The 24,076-nt window shown below is 52.9% G+C and carries 26 protein-coding genes and 2 pseudogenes; 10 read left to right on the top strand and 18 right to left on the bottom strand.

What is annotated here, in order from left to right; all coding sequences use genetic code 11:
• Genes RHJ80_RS04260 through RHJ80_RS04270 form a run of 3 tightly spaced genes read left to right on the top strand, consistent with a single transcriptional unit; the run spans window position 1 to window position 2,267 of the window.
• Entirely contained in the window at window positions 1–687 is a 687-nt protein-coding gene (locus RHJ80_RS04260; RefSeq protein ID WP_149820050.1) for a phosphate ABC transporter permease, read from the top strand.
• Between the two features lie 45 nt (window positions 688–732).
• Window positions 733–1,455, top strand: coding sequence for a DUF3120 domain-containing protein (locus RHJ80_RS04265; RefSeq protein WP_310801535.1), 723 nt, complete (start codon window positions 733–735; stop codon window positions 1,453–1,455).
• Between the two features lie 44 nt (window positions 1,456–1,499).
• Complete coding sequence (locus RHJ80_RS04270) at window positions 1,500–2,267, top strand: E3 ubiquitin ligase family protein (RefSeq protein ID WP_302678945.1); 768 nt, start codon at window positions 1,500–1,502, stop codon at window positions 2,265–2,267.
• 7 nt (window positions 2,268–2,274) lie between these two features.
• Here RHJ80_RS04270 and RHJ80_RS04275 read toward each other — a convergent pair whose 3' ends face one another.
• From RHJ80_RS04275 to RHJ80_RS04335, 14 genes are all read right to left on the bottom strand, one after another.
• Window positions 2,275–2,601, bottom strand: a complete 327-nt coding sequence (locus RHJ80_RS04275; RefSeq protein ID WP_149820046.1) for a hypothetical protein — start codon at window positions 2,599–2,601, stop codon at window positions 2,275–2,277.
• Window positions 2,602–2,745: 144 nt separating this feature from the next.
• On the bottom strand, window positions 2,746–2,841 hold the full coding sequence (gene psaM, locus RHJ80_RS04280; protein WP_011056052.1) for a photosystem I reaction center subunit XII: 96 nt from the start codon (window positions 2,839–2,841) through the stop codon (window positions 2,746–2,748).
• 105 nt (window positions 2,842–2,946) lie between these two features.
• Window positions 2,947–3,537, bottom strand: coding sequence for a PepSY domain-containing protein (locus RHJ80_RS04285; RefSeq protein ID WP_206201210.1), 591 nt, complete (start codon window positions 3,535–3,537; stop codon window positions 2,947–2,949).
• Window positions 3,534–4,691, bottom strand: a complete 1,158-nt coding sequence (locus tag RHJ80_RS04290) for a HAMP domain-containing sensor histidine kinase (RefSeq protein WP_310801536.1) — start codon at window positions 4,689–4,691, stop codon at window positions 3,534–3,536. Before RHJ80_RS04290 ends, RHJ80_RS04285 begins: the two co-directional genes overlap by 4 nt.
• Window positions 4,692–5,141: a hypothetical protein gene (locus RHJ80_RS04295; RefSeq protein ID WP_310801537.1), complete on the bottom strand. Its 450-nt coding sequence runs from the start codon at window positions 5,139–5,141 to the stop codon at window positions 4,692–4,694.
• Window positions 5,142–5,350: 209 nt separating this feature from the next.
• The gene (locus RHJ80_RS04300; protein ID WP_206201213.1) at window positions 5,351–5,566 is read right to left on the bottom strand and encodes a hypothetical protein; all 216 of its coding nucleotides are present in this window, start codon (window positions 5,564–5,566) and stop codon (window positions 5,351–5,353) included.
• 1,109 nt (window positions 5,567–6,675) lie between these two features.
• Window positions 6,676–6,870 carry a glycosyltransferase gene (locus RHJ80_RS13080; RefSeq protein WP_315863365.1) on the bottom strand — a complete coding sequence of 65 codons (195 nt, stop codon included), beginning with the start codon at window positions 6,868–6,870 and terminating at the stop codon, window positions 6,676–6,678.
• Window positions 6,871–7,036: 166 nt separating this feature from the next.
• Entirely contained in the window at window positions 7,037–7,711 is a 675-nt protein-coding gene (locus RHJ80_RS04305; protein WP_310438466.1) for a DUF3782 domain-containing protein, read from the bottom strand.
• A 187-nt stretch (window positions 7,712–7,898) separates the two neighbouring features.
• Entirely contained in the window at window positions 7,899–8,540 is a 642-nt protein-coding gene (locus tag RHJ80_RS04310) for an L-threonylcarbamoyladenylate synthase (RefSeq protein ID WP_206201215.1), read from the bottom strand.
• A gap of 181 nt (window positions 8,541–8,721) precedes the next feature.
• Window positions 8,722–11,079: a GH116 family glycosyl hydrolase gene (locus RHJ80_RS04315; protein WP_310801538.1), complete on the bottom strand. Its 2,358-nt coding sequence runs from the start codon at window positions 11,077–11,079 to the stop codon at window positions 8,722–8,724.
• A gap of 37 nt (window positions 11,080–11,116) precedes the next feature.
• Window positions 11,117–11,509 (bottom strand): Fur family transcriptional regulator, encoded by a 393-nt coding sequence (locus RHJ80_RS04320; protein WP_206201216.1) that lies wholly within the window; start codon window positions 11,507–11,509, stop codon window positions 11,117–11,119.
• Between the two features lie 175 nt (window positions 11,510–11,684).
• Complete coding sequence (locus RHJ80_RS04325; protein WP_310801539.1) at window positions 11,685–11,867, bottom strand: hypothetical protein; 183 nt, start codon at window positions 11,865–11,867, stop codon at window positions 11,685–11,687.
• Between the two features lie 3 nt (window positions 11,868–11,870).
• Complete coding sequence (locus RHJ80_RS04330; protein WP_310744313.1) at window positions 11,871–13,154, bottom strand: folylpolyglutamate synthase/dihydrofolate synthase family protein; 1,284 nt, start codon at window positions 13,152–13,154, stop codon at window positions 11,871–11,873.
• Window positions 13,124–13,756 (bottom strand): MORN repeat-containing protein, encoded by a 633-nt coding sequence (locus tag RHJ80_RS04335; protein WP_206201218.1) that lies wholly within the window; start codon window positions 13,754–13,756, stop codon window positions 13,124–13,126. Before RHJ80_RS04335 ends, RHJ80_RS04330 begins: the two co-directional genes overlap by 31 nt.
• A 415-nt stretch (window positions 13,757–14,171) precedes the next feature.
• Here RHJ80_RS04335 and RHJ80_RS04340 point away from each other — a divergent pair, with 415 nt between their 5' ends.
• From RHJ80_RS04340 to purU, 5 genes are all read left to right on the top strand, one after another.
• Entirely contained in the window at window positions 14,172–14,996 is an 825-nt protein-coding gene (locus tag RHJ80_RS04340) for a carbohydrate ABC transporter permease (protein WP_225901698.1), read from the top strand.
• A gap of 187 nt (window positions 14,997–15,183) precedes the next feature.
• Window positions 15,184–15,495: a co-chaperone GroES gene (groES, locus tag RHJ80_RS04345; protein WP_149820030.1), complete on the top strand. Its 312-nt coding sequence runs from the start codon at window positions 15,184–15,186 to the stop codon at window positions 15,493–15,495.
• A 69-nt stretch (window positions 15,496–15,564) separates the two neighbouring features.
• Window positions 15,565–17,202, top strand: coding sequence for a chaperonin GroEL (groL, locus tag RHJ80_RS04350; protein ID WP_206201221.1), 1,638 nt, complete (start codon window positions 15,565–15,567; stop codon window positions 17,200–17,202).
• Window positions 17,203–17,376: 174 nt separating this feature from the next.
• Window positions 17,377–20,238 (top strand): excinuclease ABC subunit UvrA, encoded by a 2,862-nt coding sequence (uvrA, locus tag RHJ80_RS04355; protein ID WP_310801540.1) that lies wholly within the window; start codon window positions 17,377–17,379, stop codon window positions 20,236–20,238.
• Between the two features lie 43 nt (window positions 20,239–20,281).
• Entirely contained in the window at window positions 20,282–21,157 is an 876-nt protein-coding gene (gene purU / locus RHJ80_RS04360) for a formyltetrahydrofolate deformylase (RefSeq protein ID WP_310801541.1), read from the top strand.
• A gap of 7 nt (window positions 21,158–21,164) precedes the next feature.
• On the opposite strand, the gene RHJ80_RS04365 is transcribed toward purU, so the two are convergent.
• Complete coding sequence (locus RHJ80_RS04365; RefSeq protein ID WP_206201224.1) at window positions 21,165–21,383, bottom strand: type ISP restriction/modification enzyme; 219 nt, start codon at window positions 21,381–21,383, stop codon at window positions 21,165–21,167.
• A 32-nt stretch (window positions 21,384–21,415) separates the two neighbouring features.
• Window positions 21,416–21,962: pseudogene (locus tag RHJ80_RS04370) on the bottom strand (transposase).
• Window positions 21,963–22,083: 121 nt separating this feature from the next.
• Between RHJ80_RS04370 and RHJ80_RS04375 the strand changes: the two are divergent.
• Window positions 22,084–22,272: pseudogene (locus RHJ80_RS04375) on the top strand (hypothetical protein); the annotation flags it as partial.
• A 13-nt stretch (window positions 22,273–22,285) separates the two neighbouring features.
• On the opposite strand, the gene yidD reads toward RHJ80_RS04375, so the two are convergent.
• Both yidD and cobM read right to left on the bottom strand, forming a co-directional pair.
• Window positions 22,286–22,546 carry a membrane protein insertion efficiency factor YidD gene (gene yidD / locus RHJ80_RS04380; protein WP_206201226.1) on the bottom strand — a complete coding sequence of 87 codons (261 nt, stop codon included), beginning with the start codon at window positions 22,544–22,546 and terminating at the stop codon, window positions 22,286–22,288.
• 36 nt (window positions 22,547–22,582) lie between these two features.
• Window positions 22,583–23,368, bottom strand: coding sequence for a precorrin-4 C(11)-methyltransferase (cobM, locus tag RHJ80_RS04385; RefSeq protein ID WP_206201227.1), 786 nt, complete (start codon window positions 23,366–23,368; stop codon window positions 22,583–22,585).
• Between the two features lie 98 nt (window positions 23,369–23,466).
• Here cobM and RHJ80_RS04390 point away from each other — a divergent pair, with 98 nt between their 5' ends.
• Complete coding sequence (locus RHJ80_RS04390; protein ID WP_310744872.1) at window positions 23,467–24,066, top strand: DJ-1/PfpI family protein; 600 nt, start codon at window positions 23,467–23,469, stop codon at window positions 24,064–24,066.
• Window positions 24,067–24,076 lie beyond the last annotated feature (10 nt).

Below are 24,076 nucleotides of genomic sequence, written 5' to 3' on the forward strand. Positions count from 1 at the left end.
GTGCTCATTCCCCTCACCCAAGAAAAAGTCCGTCAATTGGTGCCACTGGTGGCCACGGGTTCCCAGTATCGCTATGTTTGGGGCAAACTTCAGGACTTTCTACGACGCTTAACCTTCTCTGTGGTGGCGGTGGCCATTGTTGCTTTTGGTTTGAATTTTTTAGGGGATAGCACCCAACTGGTTTTGGGTCTGATTGCAGGTCTCTATTGGCTCTGGGCACCGGCAGTGTTGGCCTCATTTCGCAATCGTCGCCATCGGCGGTTTCCCTATGGGGGTTTTTGGCGCGGGCGCGTCTTGGATGTCTATGTCACCGAAGAATTGGTGGGCAAAGAGGAGACGGTGAACGACAAGGGGCAACTGGTGATTATCGAGAACCGTGAACGCTGCTTGAATCTGGAGATTGGTGATAAAACCGGCTTTGAAACCAGAGTGCAGGCCAAGTTACTGCGTCAACATCGAGGGATTCGCCCCGGCGATGCAGCGGAAATGCTGGTTCTCTCCCGTCGTCCTGATCTGGCAGAGATTGAACTGATTTCTGAAGTTTTCCTGCCCCGCCATCGCCTCTGGATTGGCACCTACCCCATTTTGCAGCGGGATGCCTTTATTGATCTATCAGAAACACTGCGGCGCAAAGCGCGTTCAAAAGCCCCTCGGCGATCGCCCCGACCACGACGTTCCAGCCTGTGATACCTTAAAGGAAAGAAATAAAAGTTAACAATTCCTGATATTCCCTTGACTGCTCTTACCTCCCCCTCGGTTTTTCCTGCGCTGCGCCTTGGCTCACGGCTGGCTTGGTTCCTTTTTGGCTTTGCTGCCTTCTTGGTGTCGGTTCCCGTGTTTATTGAAGCGCCCCTTGTGCGGACACAGCCTTGGCTGAGTTTGGCTCTGACGCCGCTGCTTCTAGGCCTTAGTTTCTATCTCCAACGCCAACTCCACTGCCGCTATTGGGGGGAGATGCTCTATGGATTTAGCTGGTGCTGGGGGGCAGGGTCGCTCTACTGGGGATGGTTGCGCTGGGAACCCCTGTGGCACTTGCCCATTGAGGCGCTCCCCATTCCGCTCATGCTCTGGCACCTACGGCAGCGGCAGCAACTGGTGGGGGTGTTCTTTTTTTTGGGTTCTTTTCTGGGCACCGCCATCACCGATGCCTACTTTTACCTGATTGATGTGATCCCCCATTGGCGAGCCATCATGTACCTTGAAGGGGATGTGATTTCCGTTCAGGAGATGCTGGCACAGGCGATCGCCCAAGCCCAGACCTTTAGTGGCCAAGTGTGGGGGGTTCTCTTGAGCCTGAGTTTGCTCCTCATTGGTTTGCTGCCCCTCTTTGAATCCCAGATTCGTCGTGGCTATCCCGCTGTTTTGCCTGTGTGGGGATTTATGGGCGCTGTCTTGAGTACGCTCGTTGTTGATGGTCTCTTTGGCCTCACCATTGGTTTATTATCCTTGAGTTAAGACAGTTCTCTCTAAAACCATCAGAGAGGGATTGAGCGCCAGTCATGGGGGTTATTGCTCACCTTTGCTTAACGGGGTCGGCCTTTCTCTTTGCCCTTGAGGGCTATTATCGGCTGAAGTTAAAGGCAATGAAGGTGGCCAACCCTAGCTCTATTCGTGAGTTACAGCAATGCCAGCAACAGGTGGCTCAGGAAATCGGTAGCGGCAGTTGGCGCGAGTACGTGCAGGTGGTTGGCCAAGTCACCACGTCTCAACCCTTGCTCTCGGAAGTGAAGCGTATTCCCTGTGTTTATTACAAAACAATCATCAGCCGCGAGTATGAAAAAGAGGGGAGCGATCGCCACAATCGTCGAGAACGCCAGTCGGAAATTATTGGCCGCCATGAGCAGTCAACCCTATTTTTTCTGCGAGATCATCAGGAGGAAATTGAGGTAAACCCCCTCGGTGCTGAGATTGAAGCAATGCAGGTCTTAGACGAACTGCGGCCTGCGGATAAACCCCATTCCTTTGCCTTTTCCTTGGGGTTCTTGTCATTGAATTGGCGCTTTGGTAGCACGACGACGCTGGGTTATCGCTATCAGGAGTGGGTGCTGCCCTTGGGGCAACCTGTTTCAGTGGTGGGCATGGCCTCGGATCAGGGGGGGGTACTCCGCCTGCAAAAGCCACAAAAGCGGGGACAAAAATTCATCATTTCCCTGAGTGTTGAGGATCAACTTAGCCAGCAGTACAAGCGGCAAAAACGGAAAATGACTTATGCGTCCCTCAGTGCTGCCCTCTGTGGTGTCTGTGGTTTAGTCTTGGCCTTGTTGTAGGCTGGGCTTAGTCCGGTTCTTGCTTGGGGTTTTTAGGTTGTACCCAGATGATCCGCCGCTGATTAGCAGCAATTAAATTGGCCTCCTCTTGGGCAATGCGCTGCCGTGCTTGGGGTTGGCGATCGCGCTCCTGTTCCAATTGCAACTCCTTAACTCGTGCCTCCAGCTGCGCCACTTCTGCTTCGAGGGCATGGAGCTTTTGCAGTTGACTGAGTTGATAGGGCACCAGCTTGGCGATCGCCCCTAGGGCAAAGGCGAGCAGGATCAGATTCACTGCAATTTTGGCACCCGCTTCCCAAGCGATCGCGGGAATTTTTCGAGGAGAGTGAACCATGACTAAACCATGAACGGCAATTTGTCTATCAGTATAAAAAGAAAAAAGCAGCCCCCTTGCCTTACGAACCACATCGGGAACCGCCTGATAAATTTTAGTTTGGAGAAATGACGTTATGCAGCCAGTTAGCGATAACAGGTGCAACTACTTGTACAACTCAGTGGACAGCCGAAATGCCAACACCGCAGGCAGCAGAGCAATCACAAGGGCAACGTAAACTTGGGTATCGGTCAGCGCCATGAACAACTCCTTTGTGGAATAACAGTCGCGATCAAGTGCTGTATTTATTACTCCATAGGCGCTTACCTTTGGCAACGCTTGCTCATAGTTTGTAACATTTCGCAGCTAGGTTTCCGGGGTCACCCTAGGACGCCAGTGGGGCAGCCGTCGCAGGAGAGTCAGCATCGAGAGTCCCGTGGCCAGAAGTGTCAACAAACTCAGACCCACCAAAAGAACATAGAAGGGACGCCCCACCTCGCCCCAATAGGTTCCCTGATGCAGGCTCAGGAAAATCGCCGCTTGTTCTTTGGAGAGGCCAAACCAGTTGCGGCCAAGACGATAGGCCATTCCCGTCGTGGCACTCACAAGCAAGGGCAATGCTGCAATGGCAGCCAAAAGATGATGCAGCCGCCGCGCTGACCACTGCGCCGGGAGCGATCGCCCCCACAGGAGAGCCAAACCCGTGGCAATGATTCCCAGCAACCCCAGGCCAATGACCAACACATAGAGCGGCACGCCCCATTCCCCCAGATAGCGGCCTTCATGAAGGGTCATCATTGCTCGCCCAAAGTCTTTAGATAGCCCAAACCAACTGCGCCCAAGACGATGGGCGATTCCCGTTGTGGCTGAAATTAATAGGGGTAGGGCAAAGATCACCACAAGGAATTGATGCCCCTGACTGCTGATCTTGGCAAGACGCTGTTTCAGAGCACTCATCGTTCCACCTTCATTGGCAAGGGAATCGTCAGTGTAAAGGCCGTACCGCGATCGCCCTCGTAGGGACTCGTGACCCGCAGACTGAGGCCATAGGGACGCAGCAAATCCTGAGCGATCGCCAACCCCAGACCACTGCCCTCAATCCCACTGTCGGCTTGAATCCCGCGGTAGCCCCGTTCAAAGAGCCGTGACTGCACCTCCAAAGGAATCCCACAGCCGGTATCCCAAACGGTTAATTCTAAGACTGCGGGCGTGAGGGTCAAGCGCAAACCAATGGTGCCGCCTTTGGGGGTGTACTTAAAGGCATTATCCAGCAGATTGCCCACGACCTCCTGAAGCACCCGTTCCTCTAGCCAGATGGGCGGCAGTTGGGGCGGTCTCTCCACGACAAAGGTTTTGCCCTCCATTTCCGCACGGGCTTGGGCGGCGGTGATCAGCGGTGAGAGGGTTTCAGCTAGATCGAGGGGTTGACCCGCAAGGGGTAGGGGCTGGCTGCCCGTGAGGGCGGGAATCTCGTTGCGCTGTTGGCGATAGTCCTCCAACAATGCCATGAGCCGCTCTGTTTCTTTGGCAATGCCTTCGGCGAGGGGGCGTCCCTGGTGATCGGGTTCCAACCGTTTGAGCAGAAGCTTGACAAAGGTGCGAATGGCGGCCACGGGATTGCGCAGTTGATGGAGCAGGTCATCAAAGCGCTGTTGCTGTTGATCCAGTGGGTTGGCAGGGGAGTGGCTGAGCCATTGTTGCCGTTGATCCAAGACGCAGGCGATCGCCAGTGTTTGCGCCACCTGTTGCAATTGTGCCTGCTCTGCCGCCAGCCAAGGACGGTGTTGCCGCTGCGCCACCAGTACCCCCAAGACCCAATTTTGGTACATCAGGGGCAGGATCAGTTGATTGGCCAAGGACGAGACAACCTGTTGAGGGCAATGGCTTAAAGGGGTCTCTCGTGCTTGCGTTGGCGGTGGCAGTGTTGGGGGAATTGGTAAGCTCAGGGCTGCTGCTGCCTCTGGATAGACAGCAACGGGAGACCACGAGGGGGAGTCGTTGAGCGTTTCACTCAGATAGACCGCCAGCGAAGAGGCACCCAAGCTATTGACAACAAGTTCTAATTGGGCACGACAGAGGGCAGCAAATTCTTCACTGGCTGGCCAGAGCATCTAGGTAGTCCCTCCGGAGTGACTCAACGCTTGCGGGAGCAGCGCTTGAAAGTCACCACTCCCCCTTGTATATTCTTCCAGCAATTGCTTTTCAAGGGGAAGGAGGTTGGGGTCGGGGTCAGCGTCCTGTTCTTTGAGGGTTTCTTCAATGAGTCCCATCTGCTCCTCTGCTTCAGCAAGGGCACTGAGCAGTTCTTCATTGATGGGGGCATTGCCGTTTTGACTCACGAGCAACTGGTAGCGATCGCGCAGGTCGTTGAGTTCCCGCTGCAGGGCTTCTTTTTCAGCAACGAGTTGCTCACTCATCTGCTTGTAATATTTGAAGGCCATCAAAAAGGGGACGAGCTTTTCCCGCAGCGTCATGTGGTCAATATCGAGTTTGGTATAGCGTTCTGCCAGTTGGCTATAGGCTTGGCACAGACGTAGGTAACGTTGGCTGAGATTATCCATAGGTTATCTAAAGAAGTGGCTGTTGACGCGCTATCCCCTATCATAAACGGGCAGCCCATTGGTCACCATTGTCGCAGCTTCACAAATTGAAACAATGTAAAATAGGTTACAAGATTTCGAGTCTCAACTTACTAGTGATATAATTTCTCAGTTATCTCACATAAGAGTACTACGCAGAAGTGTTGAATTCTGCAACAAAACTTGACATTCTAAGTGACCAGTAGCTCTGGCGGCCAATCAAGGCTCCAATGCCCTATCGAGCAGCGACGACTGAGTTCCAGTTGCAAATATTGCAACTCGTCCAATAGCTTCTTCCCAAAGTATTCAGGATCACTCAGATGCTTTAGATTTGTCGCTATACGAAACACCGCTTGATTCTCGTCAAAAAATTGAACCACGCGATATTTCTCATGATTGAGCTTCATTCTCATGTTATTCTTGATACGTACAATCAATGAACACTTCCTCTCACTCAAAAGAGTTTACTGGTCAGGGTAATGATGGCTCAATCGATAGGAAACAGCGTCAGACTTGAAGTACAATTTCTCTTTTGAGCTTGAGACATCAGTTGAGTGTAAATCCCCTCAAATAAGCAGGTTGTCCGACTTTTATTGGCTTTGGAAAAAGTGGACATGTCCACCGTAATCCCATGAATGATTCAAGCGATAAAATAAGGCGCTCATGCTAGTTAACCCTTGGTCGAGAGTGTCGGTCAACCAGATTTTGAAAAATAATTGAGAGTGCAGGACAGGGTAGTCACAAGGGCTGAGCCGATTGAGAATGGACTTGATAAGAGTTGCAAAAGATGACCTAGTAAGTTGATTATTTTTTCTTATTTTCAGAGAAGAATACGACATTTCTTCTTTTTTTCTTGCCTCTCAAACTATCTTTCAACACTTCTGCATCAGGTGCTGAGATCGCGGGATTCATTTTGCGAAAAATCGGCGATTATTCCTGATCTTCTCGCGTATGATGTATGTCAAATTCAACTTCTCACCTATAATGTATATCAAACTCAACGGGAACAAAGTAATTAGAATAGCTCGTTCAAAACCTGTGCTTAACGAGCTGTAATTTCTTAGTTCTTGAATTTTGAACCCCTCAGAGGATTGGCAAAAGAGCTCCCAAATTTTTGAGGCGAAGTTTTTGTTCGTGGTAAGTGTCTGAACACCACTACTCGTGCAGTCTGAATGAATGCGCTTATACAATACTACCCCGTTGTTTCCCCTAATTTCAGCCCGTGCGAGCAACGCATAGATTAAACGCATGTCCGCTGCTGTTTCGGTTGATACAAGAATGTTAAATACATCTACTGAGAACAAAAGATGCCTCGGATGTATGCCGTAAATAGGGTTGGCCTTACCCAAGAAAGCCGGTTCCAGATAGTATTTCAATCTTCGACTGAGTATTGATCCTGTATAGCTGAAATTTCGTCTATTGGCAGGATGTGGCATTGGATTGCTACTGCTATCGATGGTTTGTAATGTGCCAAAGGCAATACATTGAGTGCGAGCAGAGATAGGCAAAAGAATCTCTATCCATCTTGGATCCCACTTATCATCTGCCGCTGCCCACATAACATAAAATATTCTCCCCTTGCCTCATCCAGCACATACTTGAAATTCGCTGCCGCGCCCAAATTCTGGGCTTGTCGCACGTAGCGAATCCGTTTATCCTTAGCGGCATATTCCCGACAGATGGCTTCCGTTTCATCGGTTGAAGCATTGATTGTAGGTACCTAGAGAGCAACAGCCACTCAACTGACCTGAACTGCAAAAACTGATAAAGATGTGCTGCAGCCAAGTCATGCTGTAGGGCTCGTAAATACAGGTGCGGGATTCCAATGCTCCAAGCCTAGCCTAGTGGTGGGGCATTTTCACCCGCATTATCGTTCATTACAAGCCTTCCACTGAGTCGGCATAACTATAGAGTTCAATCCCTAGCGCCTCAGCCACAGGTCGTGCACGCGGATCAACCATTGGCGAAATCACAATTTTGCGGTCAATTTGGCGCTGGTGATGCCGCGCATAGAAATTCACCTTACGGTCAAAAATATACATCCCTGCCTTATCAATAGAAGATTTGATTTCACAGGCAATGGTTAAGCCATTTTTGATAATCAAGTCTAGCTCCACCTGATCAGGGCGGCCAAAGACTTCACCCTCATGGTCGTAGAGGGTTAAGTTCAAAACTTCAACCCCAAAGGATTCCGTCAAAATGCCAGCGAGGGCGTTGCGAAAGCTGGTTTCTGAAGCAATTCCCCAGCGAGCACCAAGGGCACCAATTGTACTGTCAAACCGCTTGTCAAGACGCCGAATCTCTGCAAGTTGCTCATGCCATTTGCGGTCCTGTTCTTCCCAACGCTTGGCCTGTTCTTGCCAGCGGCGTGACTGTTCCTCGCGATCGCGCTGTAGTTCCGTGAGGATACGGTCAAACTTGATATCTGCCTCACGGCGAGGCAAAGAAACGTCCAAGACCGTGCGCAGGATGAAATCTCTCAAGCTGGGGTCTTGAGCCACAAGCTGCGGTAGCTCACGCTGAATGAGCGCAATAATTTCTTCTCGCTCCATTAAAACTGGCTATTATGAGACGACTTGTAACCCCATTCTAAAGATTTCCGCTTCAAAAGGATGACTACACCCTCCCTGCTATCTTTAAGTCTATTTCGGCTGATCTTGCATCATAGCTCCCGCTTCAGGTTCTGGTCGGTCGTACATAGTGGGGAGTCAAAGGGGCTACTTCTCAAATGAACTATATCTACTTCATTAAATGGGAGGGCAAAATAATATGGGGCAAGATGGGTCGTAAGTCATCCACCGATACAGGACCAAAGTTCATGATTGTTGGGTATGCCAGCGTAAAGTCCACGAGTGTGCCCCGCCGCCCATAGCGACAGCGGCCGCCATCCACAATCAGCGGTACCTGCTCGCCGTAGTATTTTTGGGCATCCTCAAAGTTGACAATCAGTTCCGTTCCCACCTTGACCGTTGCTGCCACTAAAAAGAAGGGCAAAGCCCCCACTAGATCGTAAATGAACTGGTCGGGACAGGCCAGATAAACACAGTTAAACCCCTGCATAATTTGTGGATCGAGGTGGGGTTTACCCTTGACAATCATGGTGACAGGATAGGGAAAGTGATCCACCATGGTTTTAGCATCTCGAGAGAGTTCTGCCACTTCAGCAGCACGATCGCTCCGCGTGAGAATAGCCAGAGGTTGCTCTGTACTAAAGTGTTTGAGACGGCGTAGGTTCGCTATTGCCCTTGGGCTGGTGCCATTCACCACAAAGCTATAGACGGTAGCCATGGGCAAAATAATCACTTCTTCTTGCTGTAAATAGCGCTCAATAGTGGCAAAGCTAGTGGGATGGGCAGCTAGCGATCGCGCTAAGGGGGTCATGGTGCGTACTCCAGAACCAGTGAAAAGCTATTGTTTCTTGATCTTGAGCCTACACCCTATGGCCTTTAGAGGGAATTGAGGAAAGATAAGATGTGATGATGAGACGGATAAGGCGATCGCAGGGAGTGCAGTTTCAATTACCCTAGAAAACTGAAACAATGTAAAATAGGTTACAAAACTTTTAGGTGGCTCGTGATCCCCGGCTGACGAGAGCCAGTGCCCAAATGGCCATGGGTCGCAGATACATACAGGCACGGAACGTCCGATTGGCCGTAATCGCCTCCGGTGTACGAAATTGCAGACCATTCTCGTAGATTTGCCGTACCACCACCTCGGCTAAGCGCCATGCTTCGCGGGTCATTCCCCGCAGCCACAAAAAGGCGGCCAAGCCAAAGTTAATCCCTATCCAGACTTCAAGGGGATGGGTAGCGTGGGGGTTTTCGGGTTGACCATTGGGCAAAAGACCATTGGCGGCACCCAACTGGCCATTGTGAAATTCGAGAAAACAGGTGTCGTAAATTTTCCGCAGGGCGCGATCGCAACAGTCTGGGGGCACAATATCCGCCAAACCCAAGAGTTGGGCATAGAACTGACCACAGAGCTGATCCGCCATGATCACATCGGAACCACTGCCGGTATCAAGACGGTAGTACTCCCCATTCCACAGCAGTTGATGGTAGCGGGGGCGAGCTTGCTTGAGCCACTGGCGGTAGGTCTCCACCTGCGGTTGTTGGAGAATCGTGCCGAGGGCGATCGCTGCCTCGAGGGCTGCCAACCACAAGCCACCACAGTAGGCACTGACCCCCTGTAGCTTCCAGTCATCGTAGGTTTGATCCGGGGCACCGCCATTTTCTGGCAGGCCATCGCCATCGCGATCAAATTGTTTCAAATAGGCCAAGGCCGCCACCACTGCCGGCCAGCACTCGCGCGCAAACTCGAGATCCGTCTGCCCAGTAAACAAAAAGTCGCGATAGACCAAAAGGACAAAGTCAGAAGCTAAATCTTTCCAAAGATTGCAGTCCTGATAAGCAGTGTAGTTCGTCCTTTGCCAAGGATGCTCATTGGGCGCACCGAGATCGTGGGGTACAGCATTGGCCAGTTTGCGAGGGGCTTTGTAGGCGGTTTCGGGGTCACCGCGATAGAAGTAGCCAATGATTCTCCAGGTGGGATCAGCGGTGGGAATCGCCCGCGCAAAGGCACGCATTACGGATTTTTCCAGTTCTGGCCACAGTTGCAGCAGGGCAAAGGAGCCATAGAGCCGCACATCCAGACTTTCATACCAGCGGTAGTCAAGGCATTCTAGAACGGCGAACTGCCCCACGGGGTCGCGATCGCTGGCGGTACTCCAAAGCGTTCCACCACTACTGAGGACGTATAGCTCATTACACAGTGCCATCTTGAACCAGTCGGGCCAATCGGGGTGGGTGAGAATTGGCTCTTGCCAAGTGCGAATCTGCTGTTGCCATTCCTTGTAATGCTCTAGGCCACGGGCAGCAAGGGTGATAGCATTGGTGCCACTGCGATCGCAAAAATCCGTGTAGCGACGGTAATAGATCACGCCCTTACCAAACTCAGTCACAGGAAAGTCCCACGCCAAGACCACGGGAATTTGTTTTGTTTCCCTAGGTGCCAAGGCAAAGCGCAGAGCAAAGGCGGCGGCCACCTGTTCTCCCGCTGCCGCTGGGGTTGGATCATTGACAATTGGTAGGGAACCATCCCCCGAAAATGATTGCCACAGTTGTGCCCCATCCCCCTCTGGCTGCCAGCGACTACAGCCAAAAAACTCACCAAGGCCTGTGGGAACCAATGCTGCCCATTCACCATCGCCTTCTTGGGGTGGGTTCGGGTGGGGCGTACGGCGCAGTCGCCAACCTTGGTAGGACTCCGTTTGAATCAGTTCATTAAAATTGCCGTCACTTTGACCCCAAGGGGGCGTGTAGGTATAGACGGGGCTGCCATCATCGCGGATTTCAATGGCAGAGAAAGGGGTGGTATTGCGAAACCAACCGACGGTATTTTGCCACGAGAACATCAAGCTGAGGGTGAGGGGCTGATCCGTGGGATTGCTAAACGTCCACAGAAACACTGCCACGGGGTAACTGGTTTCTTGGTAGTTGTGGGGCAGAATCGGTGAAAACTGTTCGCAGGTGATCTCAGCCTTAAAGACCCCCTCATAGACAAACCAACTGCGGGGATAGCGGGCAGCGTAGATACCTTTGCCAGCCGGATACCATTGCCAAGTGCTGAGGCGGCCATCGTTGGGGGGAGTCCCTAGGGCATAGGCCTGTGTCTGCTCTCCCTGCTCAAAAAGACTAAATTGACAGGCCGCTAGGGTGCCAAAAATGTGCTCTCCGCCGTCAATATGCCAGAAATTAAAATCCCCAGCAGAAGAACGGCCAATGCAGCCTGCGCCAAACCCCCCCAGCGGCATGCCATGCCAAGGGCCATCGTCTAAATTGCTGGCATAGCGAACGCGGTAGGGATTTTCCCAGCCTTGGGCGATCGCCCGTGTCCAGGTACAGTTGGCAAATTCAATCACACCCTTTCTGAAGACCTGTCTGATCCAGAATACCCTTTTAGCGCTGCACCGTCACTTGGCACTTGGCACAAAGACCGAAAAACTCAAGGGTATGGTAGAAAATCTCAAAATGGTAGGACTGTTGTAGCTCAGCTTCTAAGTGCTGGACTGGGCAGCAGTTAATCTGAATCGATGCCCCACAGTGCAAACAGGTGAGGTAGTGTTGATCCTGCTGCACGAGGCTATAGACCAATTCGCCACTGGGCAACGCCCGTGCTTGCACCTCACCATTGATGCGCAGACTATCGAGGGTGCGATAAACCGTTGCCAGTCCTAGGGGAGTTTGCCGCTGCCGTAGTTCCAAAAATAGTTCCTGTGCCGAGAGCGCTCGGCCACTGGCTCTAAGGGCATCGAGAATAATGACTTGGCTACGGGTGCGTCGCGGCGGCATAGCAATAGGACAACATTACCTTGATTTTACCGTTCCGCTCCGGTGGCAGATGGCAAAAAATAGCAATCATCCCATCCCACGCATTTTCACCAAGGTCAACATCCCGCAGATCGCAGTGATTAGGTAGTAATGGCGACTCCCCGTTCTTGAGCAAGGCGCTGGGCTTTCGCCAGTCCTAGGCATCCCCAGCCGTGACGGCATATCCCTGTTGGGCAAGATAGACGGCATTACGCCCTTCCCCTTCGGCGAGGGAGAGAATTTGCCCTTGGGGCACAAAGTCATGGGCATGGGCTTTGAGGAAATCGTTTGGCTCTGTGCCGTAGAAATAAGTGTCTCCTTGAAAGCGAGTGTCCCACATCAATTATGAGTTCTTTCCCAAAACGCCAGCAATTAAGTAAAGGGAGCCACAGACCACACAGCGATCGCCTGCCCTATCGAGTGCCTCAGTCACCTCCTTAAAAAGACGGCATTCCCCTAACTCAGGGCAACAGGTGTAGGCAAGTGCCTTCAAGTCCTCTAAGTCAGCGCTAGCGTGATCCGGTACGGGTACCAACCACAGGCGATCGCCCCCTCGCAGGAGATGTTTGAGAATCCCCTCATGATCCTTATTGGCGAGCATCCCCACCACCCATGTCACCTCTGTCCAGCCCAGTTGATCCACGTATTGCCGTAGGTAGGCGGCGGCAGGAGCATTGTGGGCACCATCAATGAGCAGTTTGCGCCCTTGCCACTGTAACCATTGCAGTCGTCCCGGCCAGCGGGTTTGTGCCATTCCCTGTTGAATCGCTTCTCGGGAAATCTGCCAGCCTTGAGATTGTAACTGTTGTAGCGTGGCGATCGCGATCGCTGAATTGACCAACTGCATTTCTCCAGCCAAGGGCAAGGGGTACTCCATCCCCCTCCAAATCGCCCATCCCGGCCGCTTTGCACACCACTGCGCTGGTTCTGGCCAGATCGCTGGGCACCCCAAAGCTTCCAAACGCTGCGCAATCACCGCCTCTGCCTCGGGGGGAACAGGGCCAATGACGGCTGGCACGCCCGGCTTGAGAATACCTGCTTTTTCGCCAGCGATCGCCCCCAAGGTATTGCCCAACCGCTGCCAATGATCCCAACCGATGGAGGTAATCACACTCACCAAAGGGGGCTGACATACATTGGTCGCGTCCAAGCGCCCCCCCAAGCCCACCTCTATCACCGCCACATCCACCCGCTGCTGGGCAAAATACAACCATGCCGCCGCCGTGATCACTTCAAACTGACTGGGGGGATAAGCCACCTGTGGCAGTACCGCTTCAATGTGTTGAATCAAGGTCAAAAAGACCTCAGGGGCAATGGGTTCACCATCGACACAAATGCGCTCACACCAACTCAACAGATGGGGTGAAGTATAACGCCCCGTGCGATAGCCCGCCGCCCGCAAAACACTATCCAAATAGGCACACACCGACCCTTTGCCATTTGTCCCCGCAACGTGGATCAAGGGCACCTGTAACTGGGGAGACCCCAAAGCACTCAGCAGCGCTTGGATGGGTTCAAGGCCAAGGCGCACCCCAAAGCGGGCGTAGGGACTTAGCGCCGCCGTCAGCGGATCACTCACAGCCTGATTGAAGCAGATTAGCGGGGTTCGCGGCGACCATTGCGCCATGTGGCCACAATGCGGGAGCCATCTGGTAGCGTAAAGACCCCCTGTCCTTCAAATAAGCCATTGCGAAACTGTCCGGCATAGCTTGTGCCATCTCCGAAGGAGAGCGTTCCAGTTCCATGATACTTGCCCGCTAGAAACTGCCCCTCATAGCGGGTACCGTCGGGAAAGGTGAGCACCCCCTCCCCATGGTATTGACCATTGAGAAACGTGCCCTCGTAGCGTTGACCATTGGCCAGTTGGAGAGTGCCCTTGCCATTGAAGATGCCATCCACAAACCCCCCTTCGTAGCGTCCCCCATCGGCATAGGTGAGCACCCCCTGACCGTGGTAGCGGCCATTGCGAAATTCCCCTTCATAGCGGTTGCCATTGGCCATTGTGAGGATACCTTGGCCATTAAAGCGACCATTGAGCAATTCCCCTTTGTAGGTGCTGCCGTCGGGAAGTGTCATGGTAACATCCCCGGTGACACGCCGCCCTTCATAGACGGCAATTTGGGCAGTTACAGGAGCTAAGTGCAGGGTTGCACATCCTAAACCAACAAGGCAAGAACTCATCACCCAGCGGTAAATAACAGCAGGATTTGGGTTGTACAGATGAGTCATTACTGGACACTCCACAAGGGTGGACAATTGCAACTTCTCTAACTGGCACAGCTTGTCTCCTATGCAAACTTGGGGAGGAAACTCAAAGCTTTGTCTTGGAATCGGTCTCTGTGCCTGCAGCACCTTGAATAAGCAAGTCCTCAGGAGGGTGGTCAAACACTGTCTTGCGAGACGCAAAGGGTGGTATAGTGCTCCCTTGATAGCGTCTTGAGCAAAATCTTGATTGCAAGGATGTCCTCAAGCGCCCTCCCAACCCCCTGAGTGGGGCAGATCAATCTCTATGAAAGGGGGAAGGAGAATGTACCTCACTGGCAGTTAAAGCAGGGATGAGGGAGAATTGGACATGCAGCTCTCAAGAGGCTGGCTTTCCGAAGGGCGCAGGGTTTTGTTTGGGGAGCGGAAGGTTGTGGATGGGCTGAAACGGCTCTTGGGCAGGGGTCACTCCTTGGGGTTGACCCTAGTATTGACATTGGGGGCGTTGCTGGTTCTCAGCCCCCTACTGGTGGTGCTCTGTACGTCGGGCTGGCCACCGGGAACCCTACCTACCCAATTGTTGCCACCCCAAGGCTGGACATGGCAGAGCTATCAGGCAGCATGGCAGCAGGGACACTTTATCTTGGCCTTTGCCAACTCAACGTTTGTGGCTTTAGCGGTAACGGCGCTCCAGTTGGTGACCTCAGCCCTAGCGGGTTACGCCCTTGCGCGACTTTCGTTTCCGGGGCAACAGACGATTTTGCTGCTGATGCTGGCAACCCTAGTGATCCCATTTCAACTTTTGGTGATCCCAATTTTCCTCATCCTCAAGGCGGGTCATCTGATCAATACCTATGGCGCCTTGATCTTGCCGACGGCGGCCAATGGCTTTGGCGTCTTTTTGATGCGGCAGTTTTTTCTCACATTGCCCGTTGCCCTTGAGGAGGCAGCCCTCTTGGATGGGGCAAATCGCTGGCAAGTCCTCTGGCATATTCTCTTGCCCCTGAGCCGACCGGCCTTGGTCACACTCTTTATCTTTACCTTTATTGGGGAGTGGAATGACCTCTTTAAGCCCTTGGTCTTTACCACTAAGCCAGAACTGATCACAGTGCAGCTTTCCTTGGCCAGTTTTCAGGAGCAGTTCACCAATGATTGGCCGTTGATGATGGCGGCGGCGGTGATTGCCACTGTGCCGGTGATGATTTTGTTTATTTTGGGTCAGCGGCAACTGATTCGCGGCATTGCCACGACGGGACTAAAGAGCTAAAGTTCCGTTCGGAAAACCGTACTGCAACAGGAGTTGCGATCGCCAACCGTCTCTCGCTACATTAGCACTCGAAGGGTGAGAGTGCTAAACAACTGCAAGTGATGCTCTTGCCCCCCAAAAACTGCGCGATGAGCCGTGCAGTGAGTGCTATCAATCCATACTCTTACAATTGGGAGAACAGTACGCTATGGCAGCCGTATCTCTAAGCGTTTCAACTGTGAAGCCGTTGGGCGATCGCATTTTTGTCAAAGTCAGCGAAAGTGAAGAACGTACCGCAGGGGGCATCCTCCTGCCCGACAACGCCCGTGAAAAACCCCAAGTGGGCGAAGTGACCGCCGTCGGTCCTGGCAAACTCACTGAAGACGGCAAGCGTCAGCCCATGGATGTGAAAGTGGGGGACAAAGTGCTGTACTCCAAATATGCCGGTACTGAAGTGAAACTGGCGGGCGAAGACTACGTTCTCCTCTCGGAAAAAGACATCTTGGCCATTGTTGGCTAAGTCGCTGACACTCCTTACATTTCTGTGCGATTTTTCATCACTGTTGAACGATTGAGGTAGGAAACACCTATGGCGAAGCGCATTATCTACAACGAAAATGCTCGTCGTGCCCTCGAAAAAGGGATGGACATCTTGGCTGAATCCGTGGCCGTGACCCTTGGTCCTAAAGGACGGAACGTAGTTCTGGAGAAAAAATTTGGCGCTCCCCAAATTGTCAACGACGGGGTGACGATCGCCAAAGAAATTGAACTGGAAGATCACATTGAAAATACCGGTGTGGCGCTGATCCGCCAAGCCGCCTCGAAAACCAATGATGCTGCCGGTGACGGTACGACTACGGCAACGGTTCTTGCCCATGCCATGGTGAAAGAGGGGCTGCGCAACGTGGCTGCCGGTGCTAACCCCATTGCCCTGAAACGCGGGATTGACAAAGCCACCCACTTCCTTGTGGAAAAAATTGCTGAACATGCCCGTCCGGTGGAAGATTCCAAAGCCATTGCCCAAGTGGCAGCGATCTCTGCCGGTAACGATGAAGAAGTGGGTCGGATGATTGCCGATGCCATGGACAAAGTGGGCAAAGAAGGCGTGATCTCCCTCGAAGAAGGCAAATCCATGACCACCGAACTCGAGGTCACTGAGGGGATGCGCTTTGACAAGGGCTACATCTCCCCCTACTTTGCCACCGACACCGAGCGCATGGAAGCGGTGCTTGATGAACCCTTCGTGCTGATCACCGACAAGAAAATCACCTTAGTGCAAGATCTGGTGCCGATCCTCGAACAAGTGGCTCGCGCCGGTAAACCGCTGGTGATCATTGCTGAAGACATCGAGAAAGAAGCCTTGGCGACCCTCGTGGTCAACCGTCTGCGCGGTGTCTTGAATGTGGCTGCGGTGAAAGCTCCCGGCTTTGGCGATCGCCGTAAAGCAATGCTCGAAGATATTGCCGTCCTCACAGCGGGTCAAGTGATCACCGAAGATGCCGGTCTGAAGCTGGAAAATACGAAGCTGGATATGCTCGGTAAAGCTCGCCGCATCACCATCACCAAAGATCACACCACGATTGTGGCCGAAGGCAATGAAAAAGCCGTCAAAGCTCGCTGCGAGCAAATCCGTCGCCAAATCGAAGAAACCGACTCCAGCTATGACAAAGAAAAACTGCAGGAGCGGTTGGCCAAACTGGCCGGTGGTGTGGCCGTGATTAAAGTCGGTGCTGCCACTGAAACCGAAATGAAAGATCGCAAACTCCGTCTGGAAGATGCGATTAACGCCACCAAAGCCGCTGTTGAAGAGGGGATTGTCCCCGGCGGTGGTACCACCTTGGTGCACTTGGCGCCTGAGTTGAGCAACTGGGCGGCTGAGCACCTGACGGGTGAAGAACTGATTGGTGCCAACATTGTTGAGCGTGCCCTTAGCGCTCCCCTGCGTCGCATCGCTGAAAACGCGGGTCAAAACGGTGCCATCATTGTCGAACGGGTGAAAGAAAAACCCTTCGATGTGGGTTATGATGCTGCCAAAGATGAATATGTCAACATGTTCGATGCTGGTATCGTTGACCCTGCCAAAGTCACCCGCTCGGCTCTGCAAAATGCGGCCTCTATTGCCGGTATGGTGCTGACCACCGAGTGCATCATCGTTGACAAACCCGAACCCAAGGACAACAATCCTGCGGGTGCCAGTGCCGGCATGGGCGGTGACTTCGACTACTAAGCCCAACCCGTCGGTGAATCCTTCAGACTCACTGGGTTCACCGCAAGTAACCTAAGTCACACTCACAGCGGGGAAACCACACCCCGCTTTTTTATTGCGTGGCGCCAAACGGGTCTGGCCGCGTTGCTATAATAACGCTCAATGTAACGTTTTTTAACATTCGCAGTTTGCAGCATGGGCGATCCAGTGCCTACGGGTGAAATTCGGGTTCGGGGTGCACGGCAGCATAATCTGAAAAACATTGACCTCGATCTGCCCCGCGATCGCCTGATTGTGATGACAGGGGTTTCTGGTTCCGGTAAGTCCTCTCTGGCCTTTGACACGATTTTTGCTGAAGGGCAACGCCGCTATGTGGAGTCCCTGAGTGCCTATGCACGGCAATTCCTCGGTCAGTTGGATAAGCCGGATGTGGATGCCATTGAGGGGCTGAGTCCAGCGATTTCCATTGATCAAAAGTCCACTTCCCACAATCCTCGCTCGACGGTGGGCACGGTGACGGAAATCTATGATTACCTGCGGCTGCTCTATGGCCGTGCGGGTGAACCCCATTGCCCCCATTGCGATCGCTCGATTCGCCCCCAAACCATTGATGAAATGGTGGATCAGGTGATGCAGTTGCCCCCTCAGACGCGCTTTCAAGTTCTAGCTCCTATTGTCAAGGGGAAAAAGGGCACGCATAAAAAACTGCTGTCGAGTCTTGCTAGTGAAGGCTTTGTGCGGGTTCGCATTAATGGCGAGGTGCGCGACCTCAGTGATGCCATTGAACTGGATAAAAACCATGCCCACACGATTGAAATTGTTGTCGATCGCCTTGTGCTGAAGCCGGGGATTGAGGAACGCTTAGCGGACTCGCTGCGAACTGCCTTGCACCATGCCAATGGTACGGCAATGGTCAGTGTGGTACCCCGCGAGGGTGAGGCTGAGGGTCAAACGCTCCTATTTTCCGAAAATTTTGCCTGTCCGGAGCATGGGGCAGTGATGGATGAGCTATCGCCGCGGCTCTTTTCCTTTAACTCCCCCTACGGTGCCTGTCCAGAGTGTCATGGCTTGGGCTATTTGCGCAAATTTAGCCCGGAGTTGATTGTCCCCAATCCTGAACTACCGGTCTATCTGGCGATCGCCCCCTGGGCCGAGAAAGAACACGACTACTACCTTGCTCTCCTCTGTGGCATTGCTGAGGCCTTTGGCTTTGACATCAATACACCGTGGTACCGCCTCACGGAGTTGCAACGGGAAATTATCCTCTACGGCACCGATACCCCAATTCTGGTTCCTGCCGATTCCCGCTATCGCAAACGGGACTACTACCGCCAATTTCAAGGGGTGATCCCAATTCTAGAGCGGCAGTACCGCGAGACCACCTCCGAAGCCTACAAGCAAAAATTGGAAGAGTACCAAGTCAATCAAACCTGCCCCGCCTGTGGTGGTCAACGCCTAAAACCCGCCGCCCTAGCAGTGCGCTTGGGGCAATATCGCCTCACGGATCTCACCAGTGTCTCGATTCGCGAGTGTTTAGCACGGCTGCGATCGCTCCAACTGAGTGCCCGCCAACAGCAGATTGCGGAGCTGGCTCTGCGGGAAGTGACCGCGCGATTACAGTTTCTCGTGGATGTGGGGCTAGATTACCTGACGCTGGATCGCAGTGCGGCCACCCTCTCTGGTGGTGAAGCCCAACGCATTCGCTTGGCCACTCAAATTGGCTCTGGCCTGACGGGAGTGCTCTATGTCCTCGATGAACCCAGTATTGGCTTGCATCAGCGGGATAATGATCGCCTCCTGCAAACACTGTTTCGCCTGCGGGACTTGGGGAATACGCTGATTGTGGTCGAACACGATGAGGACACGATCCGCGCTGCCGATCACATTGTTGATATTGGCCCAGGGGCGGGGATCTACGGCGGCCAGATTGTGGCTCAAGGCAGCCTAGAGGCGATTCTCAATCATCCCGACTCCCTGACGGGGGCTTATCTGTCGGGGCGCAAGCGCATTGAAACTCCCAGCGATCGCCGGCCGGGGAATGGTCAATCCCTGATTCTCAAACAGGTATCTCGCAATAATCTCAAGAACATCACCGTAGAAATTCCCCTCGGTAAGCTGGTGTGTCTGACGGGGGTATCGGGGTCGGGGAAATCCACCCTCATGCACGAAGTCCTCTATCCTGCCCTGCAGCACCATCTTGGTCACAGTGTGCCGCTCCCCAAGGGACTTGGCGAGATTGAAGGCTTAAATGCCATTGACAAGGTGATTGTCATTGACCAGTCTCCCATTGGTCGTACCCCCCGCTCGAACCCTGCCACCTACATTGGGGTGTTTGATGTTATCCGTGAGGTCTTTAGCCAAACCGTGGAGGCCAAGGCACGGGGCTATAAACCAGGGCAATTTTCCTTCAATATCAAGGGCGGACGCTGTGAAGCCTGCGCTGGCCAAGGGGTCAATGTGATTGAGATGAACTTTTTGCCCGATGTCTATGTGCAGTGTGAAGTGTGCAAGGGGGCACGCTACAATCGCGATACCCTGCAAGTGAAGTACAAAGGCTGCTCGATCGCCGACGTTTTGGATATGACCGCCGAGACGGCACTGGCCTTTTTTGAAAATATCCCCAAGGCAGTGAGCAAGCTGCAAACCCTCGTGGATGTGGGCTTGGGCTATCTCAAACTAGGGCAAACGGCACCGACCCTCTCTGGGGGCGAAGCCCAACGCCTCAAATTGGCGGCTGAACTGTCGCGGCGTGCCACGGGCAAAACGCTCTACTTGATTGATGAACCCACCACCGGTCTGTCCTTCTACGATGTGCATAAACTCCTCGATGTATTGCAGCGTCTCGTGGACAAAGGCAACTCGATTTTGGTGATTGAGCACAATCTGGATGTGATTCGCTGTGCCGATTGGATTATTGACCTTGGACCAGAGGGGGGCGATCGCGGCGGAGAGGTGGTTGCCGTCGGCACCCCTGAAGCGGTGGCACTGGTGCCCCAATCCTACACAGGGCAGTACCTCGCCAAGGTGTTAAATCGCGCCGCCAGTCCTCAGCAGTAGTAGAATACAGGTTGCTCTGCCTTGCTTTATTCCCTTTATTCCTATGTCCATGCCCACCATGACCCTCTGCATTTCCTGTCCTGATCAGCGGGGGTTAGTGGCCAAGTTGGCGCAGTTTGTCTATCGCTACAACGGTAACATTGTTCATGCTGATCACCACACGGATGCTGTCGCGGGCATTTTTCTCTCCCGCCTCGAGTGGGAACTAGAGGACTTTGAAATCCCCCGCGATCAGATTGCTGCCACATTTATCAACTATGCACAGCGGGAAAAAGTCTTTGCCAGTTGGCAAGGGGTGCGCTGGCAGTTGCGGGCGTCGGATATTCCCTATCGCTTGGCCATTTGGGTGAGCCGCCAAGATCATTGCCTGTGGGATTTGCTGCTGCGGCAGCGAGCGGGGGATCTCTTTGCGGAAATTCCCCTGATTATCAGTAACCATGAGCATTTACGTCCCATTGCCGAACAGTTTGGCATTGACTTTCACTATATCCCCGTGACACCAGAGACCAAGCCCCTTGCCGAAGCCAAGCAGCTGCAACTGCTCAAGGACTACAACATCGATCTGGTGGTGCTGGCCAAGTATATGCAGGTACTCAGTCCAGAATTTATTGAGGCCTTTCCCCAAGTGATCAACATTCACCATTCATTTTTGCCTGCCTTTGCGGGGGCGAATCCTTACCACCGTGCCTATGAGCGGGGGGTAAAAATCATTGGTGCCACGGCCCACTATGCTACAGCGGATTTGGATGAAGGACCGATTATTGAGCAGGCAGTTGTGCACATTAGCCATCGCGATACGGTGGCAGATCTGATTCGCAAGGGCAAGGATTTAGAACGGGTGGTCTTGGCACGGGCAGTACGGCTGCATTTGCAAAATCGGATTCTGGTGTATGGCAATCGCACGGCAGTCTTTGCCTAGGCGCTAATCAGGGGGCAGTTGCCTTTTTGCTGAGGAGCTTGAACTTTGGAAGCTGTTGGACAATCTGGAGCGTTTCGACGCTCACTCGCACCACGCGCTTCAGTAAGTCAATAATGTAGCGGGGATCTGCTGACCAGTCGTTGGGGTCATTGCGAATTTGGCTGTCTTTATCCACAGTGACTTGATAGCGATCCATCACCCACTCGATGGCAGGCTTGCCATTCACCACATATAGCTATTCCAATAAAAAATGAGATATCATCCAGCACAATACTTGCGAATCACTTCATCAATCGAACTGTTTGACCCTGCATACATCCGCGCTCGCTTCAGCGCACTGAAGTCGTGCTCAATCACATTCAAATCAGGAGAGTATTTCGGTAAAAATAACACCTCGTGACCCGCCGCTTTCACCACTGCCTGAATCGCCCCTTTTGGATGAATCGGTGCATTATCCATCATCAACAACGACGGTCTCTTTAACGCCGGCAAACAGTACTGACTCAGCCAGCTCACAAACCCTACCGCATTCAAGTATCCGCAAAACAGCATTGGGGCGATGAAGTCTTTCTGGTGTCTATACCGTCCTGCGACTCAACTCTCTCTTTTCTGACGCTTCCCCGCTCGCTCTCCATCAATCGGGATGGGCAGCAACATCGGCTGCTAAGGCCGCCCAATCCAGTTTCCAAGGACGACGGGGGACAACCGTGGGCGCTAAGTCCTCTCGCTTCAGCCAGCGATGGATAGTGGCGCGACTGACCTGGAAGATTTGAGTTGCTTCACTGATTTTGCCACCTTGCTGGATATAGGAGACAACCCGCTCTCGTCAGTCCAAGCTATAGCTCATATTCTTGAGTAAGATTCATGACGCTTTGAGTATAGCCTATGCCTCTTGAAAATATCTCACTCCCTTTCGAAATAGCTATAAATCTTCAATTGACAAGGCAGGGATGTATATCTTTGATCGCAAGGTGAATTTTTATGCACGTCACCCCCAACGCCAAATTGACCGTAAAATCGTGATTTCGCCAATGGTAGATGATCGGGCACGACCGGTTGCCGCAGCATTGGGAATAGAAATTTATCGCTATGCCGATGCCGTAGAGGGTCGATAGGCTCTCCCGGACACTAACAAGGGGAAGAGGGGGGCACAGAGTCATCGTGGGGATCGGGTACAGGGTCATAGCCGCCGGCGGCAAAGGGATGGCAGCGCAAAATACGACGAATAGCTAAATAGGTTCCCTTGACTGCTCCAAATCGGGCGATCGCCTCAATCGCATAGACAGAACAAGTGGGCCTATAGCGACAGGTGGGCAAAAATAAGGGCGAAATCCAATGCTGATAAGCGCGAATCAAAAAGATCAGTGCTTTGCTTAGCCAGTTGTCCACAGCCTTTGCCTACAAGGTATCCCAATTATACGCAGGTTAATGGGGGCGAAATAGATGGTGATGTTCTGGACTATAGAGGCAGGAGCGCAATGAGCCATGGCCTTGATGTTGTACTGCCAGTGCTGGACTGATCAGGTAAAGGGTGGTGCGCGTCAAGCGCTGCTGCTGACTAAACGCCGCCATTTCAGCCAAGGGAACCAGCCACAACTGCTCATCGGGCCATCCCAAGCGGTAGCCCACAGCAACTGGGGTTTCGGGTGGATAGTGCTGAAGCAAATCTCGCTGGGCACGGTGGACACAATTCGCACTCAGGTAGAGGCAAAGGCTGGCTTTGTGGGCGGCTAGACTGGCCAATTCTTCTGTTGGTGGGACGCGTGTACGGCCACTGGCACGGGTGAGGATAATTGTCTGTACCAATTCGGGTAGGGTGAGTTCGGCATTGAGGCGGGCGGCGGCCAATTGATAGGCACTGATGCCGGGGACAACTTCAACGGTAATGCCTGCTTCGGTGAGGCGGGCAATCTGCTCGTGAATGGCACTGTAGAGGCTCGGATCTCCCGATTGCAACCGTACCACTTTTTTACCCGCTTGGACTGCTTCAACCATCAGCGGAATCATTTCTTCAAGAGTCATTGCGGCTGTGGGAATACAGGTGGCACTCGGCGGTGCAAACTGCAAAATCCCCGTCGGCACAAGAGAATCGGCATAGAAAATCACATCGGCCTCTTGGATCAGCCGTTGTCCCTTGAGGGTGAGTAATTCTGGATCACCGGGGCCAGCACCCACAAAGTAAACCCCAGCCGAGGTCTGTCTTTTTAGCACTACACTGCACCTGATTATTCCCCTTACTAAGATTAACTTTTGCCGGTAACACAAGTTATGTCAGGATCAAGACAGGTCAGTTTAAGAGGCAGCGAATCATGAGCGGCAAACGGATTCTCATGCTTGTGGGTGACTATGTGGAAGATTACGAAGTGATGGTGCCGTTCCAAGCCCTCCAAATGGTGGGTCATACCGTGCATGCTGTCTGCCCTGATAAAGTCGCTGGGGACATTGTTCGCACGGCAGTTCACGATTTTGAGGGGGATCAAACCTATAGTGAAAAGCGGGGACATAACTTTACCCTCAATGCCACTTTTGCAGAGATTGACCCCGTTACCTACGATGCACTAGTGGTGCCGGGGGGTCGTGCCCCAGAGTATTTGCGCCTCAATCCACGGGTCCTAGAAATCACCAAGCACTTCGGCGAGACCCAAAAACCGATTGCAGCCATTTGTCACGGCCTCCAACTGTTGGCGGCAGCAGGCGTTATTGCGGGCAAAACCTGTACGGCCTATCCGGCCTGTGGCCCTGAGGTCGTGAGTGCTGGGGGTAACTTTACCAGTGTGGCAGTGGATGCAGTCGTAGTGGATGGCAATCTGGTCACGGCGCCCGCTTGGCCTGCCCATCCCCAGTGGTTGGCGGCATTTTTAGAGATTTTGGGAACAACGATTAGCCACCAACCCTTGGCAGCAGTGTAGGATCACCGTG

Origin of the sequence: Thermosynechococcus sp. QS41 (genome assembly GCF_031583515.1) — a bacterium.
GTDB lineage: Bacteria > Cyanobacteriota > Cyanobacteriia > Thermosynechococcales > Thermosynechococcaceae > Thermosynechococcus.

What these genes read in the sequence shown, in the direction of transcription:
- RHJ80_RS04290 (WP_310801536.1), bottom strand. Translation starts at nt 4,691, where the DNA reads ATGCTCTGGCCAGCCAGTGAAGAATTTGCTGCCCTCTGTCGTGCCCAA.
- RHJ80_RS04305 (WP_310438466.1), bottom strand. Translation starts at nt 7,711, where the DNA reads ATGGAGCGAGAAGAAATTATTGCGCTCATTCAGCGTGAGCTACCGCAG.
- groES (WP_149820030.1), top strand. Translation starts at nt 15,184, where the DNA reads ATGGCAGCCGTATCTCTAAGCGTTTCAACTGTGAAGCCGTTGGGCGAT.
- RHJ80_RS04275 (WP_149820046.1), bottom strand. Translation starts at nt 2,601, where the DNA reads ATGGTTCACTCTCCTCGAAAAATTCCCGCGATCGCTTGGGAAGCGGGT.
- groL (WP_206201221.1), top strand. Translation starts at nt 15,565, where the DNA reads ATGGCGAAGCGCATTATCTACAACGAAAATGCTCGTCGTGCCCTCGAA.
- RHJ80_RS04310 (WP_206201215.1), bottom strand. Translation starts at nt 8,540, where the DNA reads ATGACCCCCTTAGCGCGATCGCTAGCTGCCCATCCCACTAGCTTTGCC.
- RHJ80_RS04330 (WP_310744313.1), bottom strand. Translation starts at nt 13,154, where the DNA reads ATGGCGCAATGGTCGCCGCGAACCCCGCTAATCTGCTTCAATCAGGCT.
- RHJ80_RS04325 (WP_310801539.1), bottom strand. Translation starts at nt 11,867, where the DNA reads ATGTGGGACACTCGCTTTCAAGGAGACACTTATTTCTACGGCACAGAG.
- RHJ80_RS04285 (WP_206201210.1), bottom strand. Translation starts at nt 3,537, where the DNA reads ATGAGTGCTCTGAAACAGCGTCTTGCCAAGATCAGCAGTCAGGGGCAT.
- RHJ80_RS04320 (WP_206201216.1), bottom strand. Translation starts at nt 11,509, where the DNA reads ATGCCGCCGCGACGCACCCGTAGCCAAGTCATTATTCTCGATGCCCTT.
- uvrA (WP_310801540.1), top strand. Translation starts at nt 17,377, where the DNA reads ATGGGCGATCCAGTGCCTACGGGTGAAATTCGGGTTCGGGGTGCACGG.
- RHJ80_RS04270 (WP_302678945.1), top strand. Translation starts at nt 1,500, where the DNA reads ATGGGGGTTATTGCTCACCTTTGCTTAACGGGGTCGGCCTTTCTCTTT.
- psaM (WP_011056052.1), bottom strand. Translation starts at nt 2,841, where the DNA reads ATGGCGCTGACCGATACCCAAGTTTACGTTGCCCTTGTGATTGCTCTG.
- RHJ80_RS04295 (WP_310801537.1), bottom strand. Translation starts at nt 5,141, where the DNA reads ATGGATAATCTCAGCCAACGTTACCTACGTCTGTGCCAAGCCTATAGC.
- RHJ80_RS04300 (WP_206201213.1), bottom strand. Translation starts at nt 5,566, where the DNA reads ATGAAGCTCAATCATGAGAAATATCGCGTGGTTCAATTTTTTGACGAG.
- RHJ80_RS04335 (WP_206201218.1), bottom strand. Translation starts at nt 13,756, where the DNA reads ATGACTCATCTGTACAACCCAAATCCTGCTGTTATTTACCGCTGGGTG.
- RHJ80_RS04390 (WP_310744872.1), top strand. Translation starts at nt 23,467, where the DNA reads ATGAGCGGCAAACGGATTCTCATGCTTGTGGGTGACTATGTGGAAGAT.
- purU (WP_310801541.1), top strand. Translation starts at nt 20,282, where the DNA reads ATGTCCATGCCCACCATGACCCTCTGCATTTCCTGTCCTGATCAGCGG.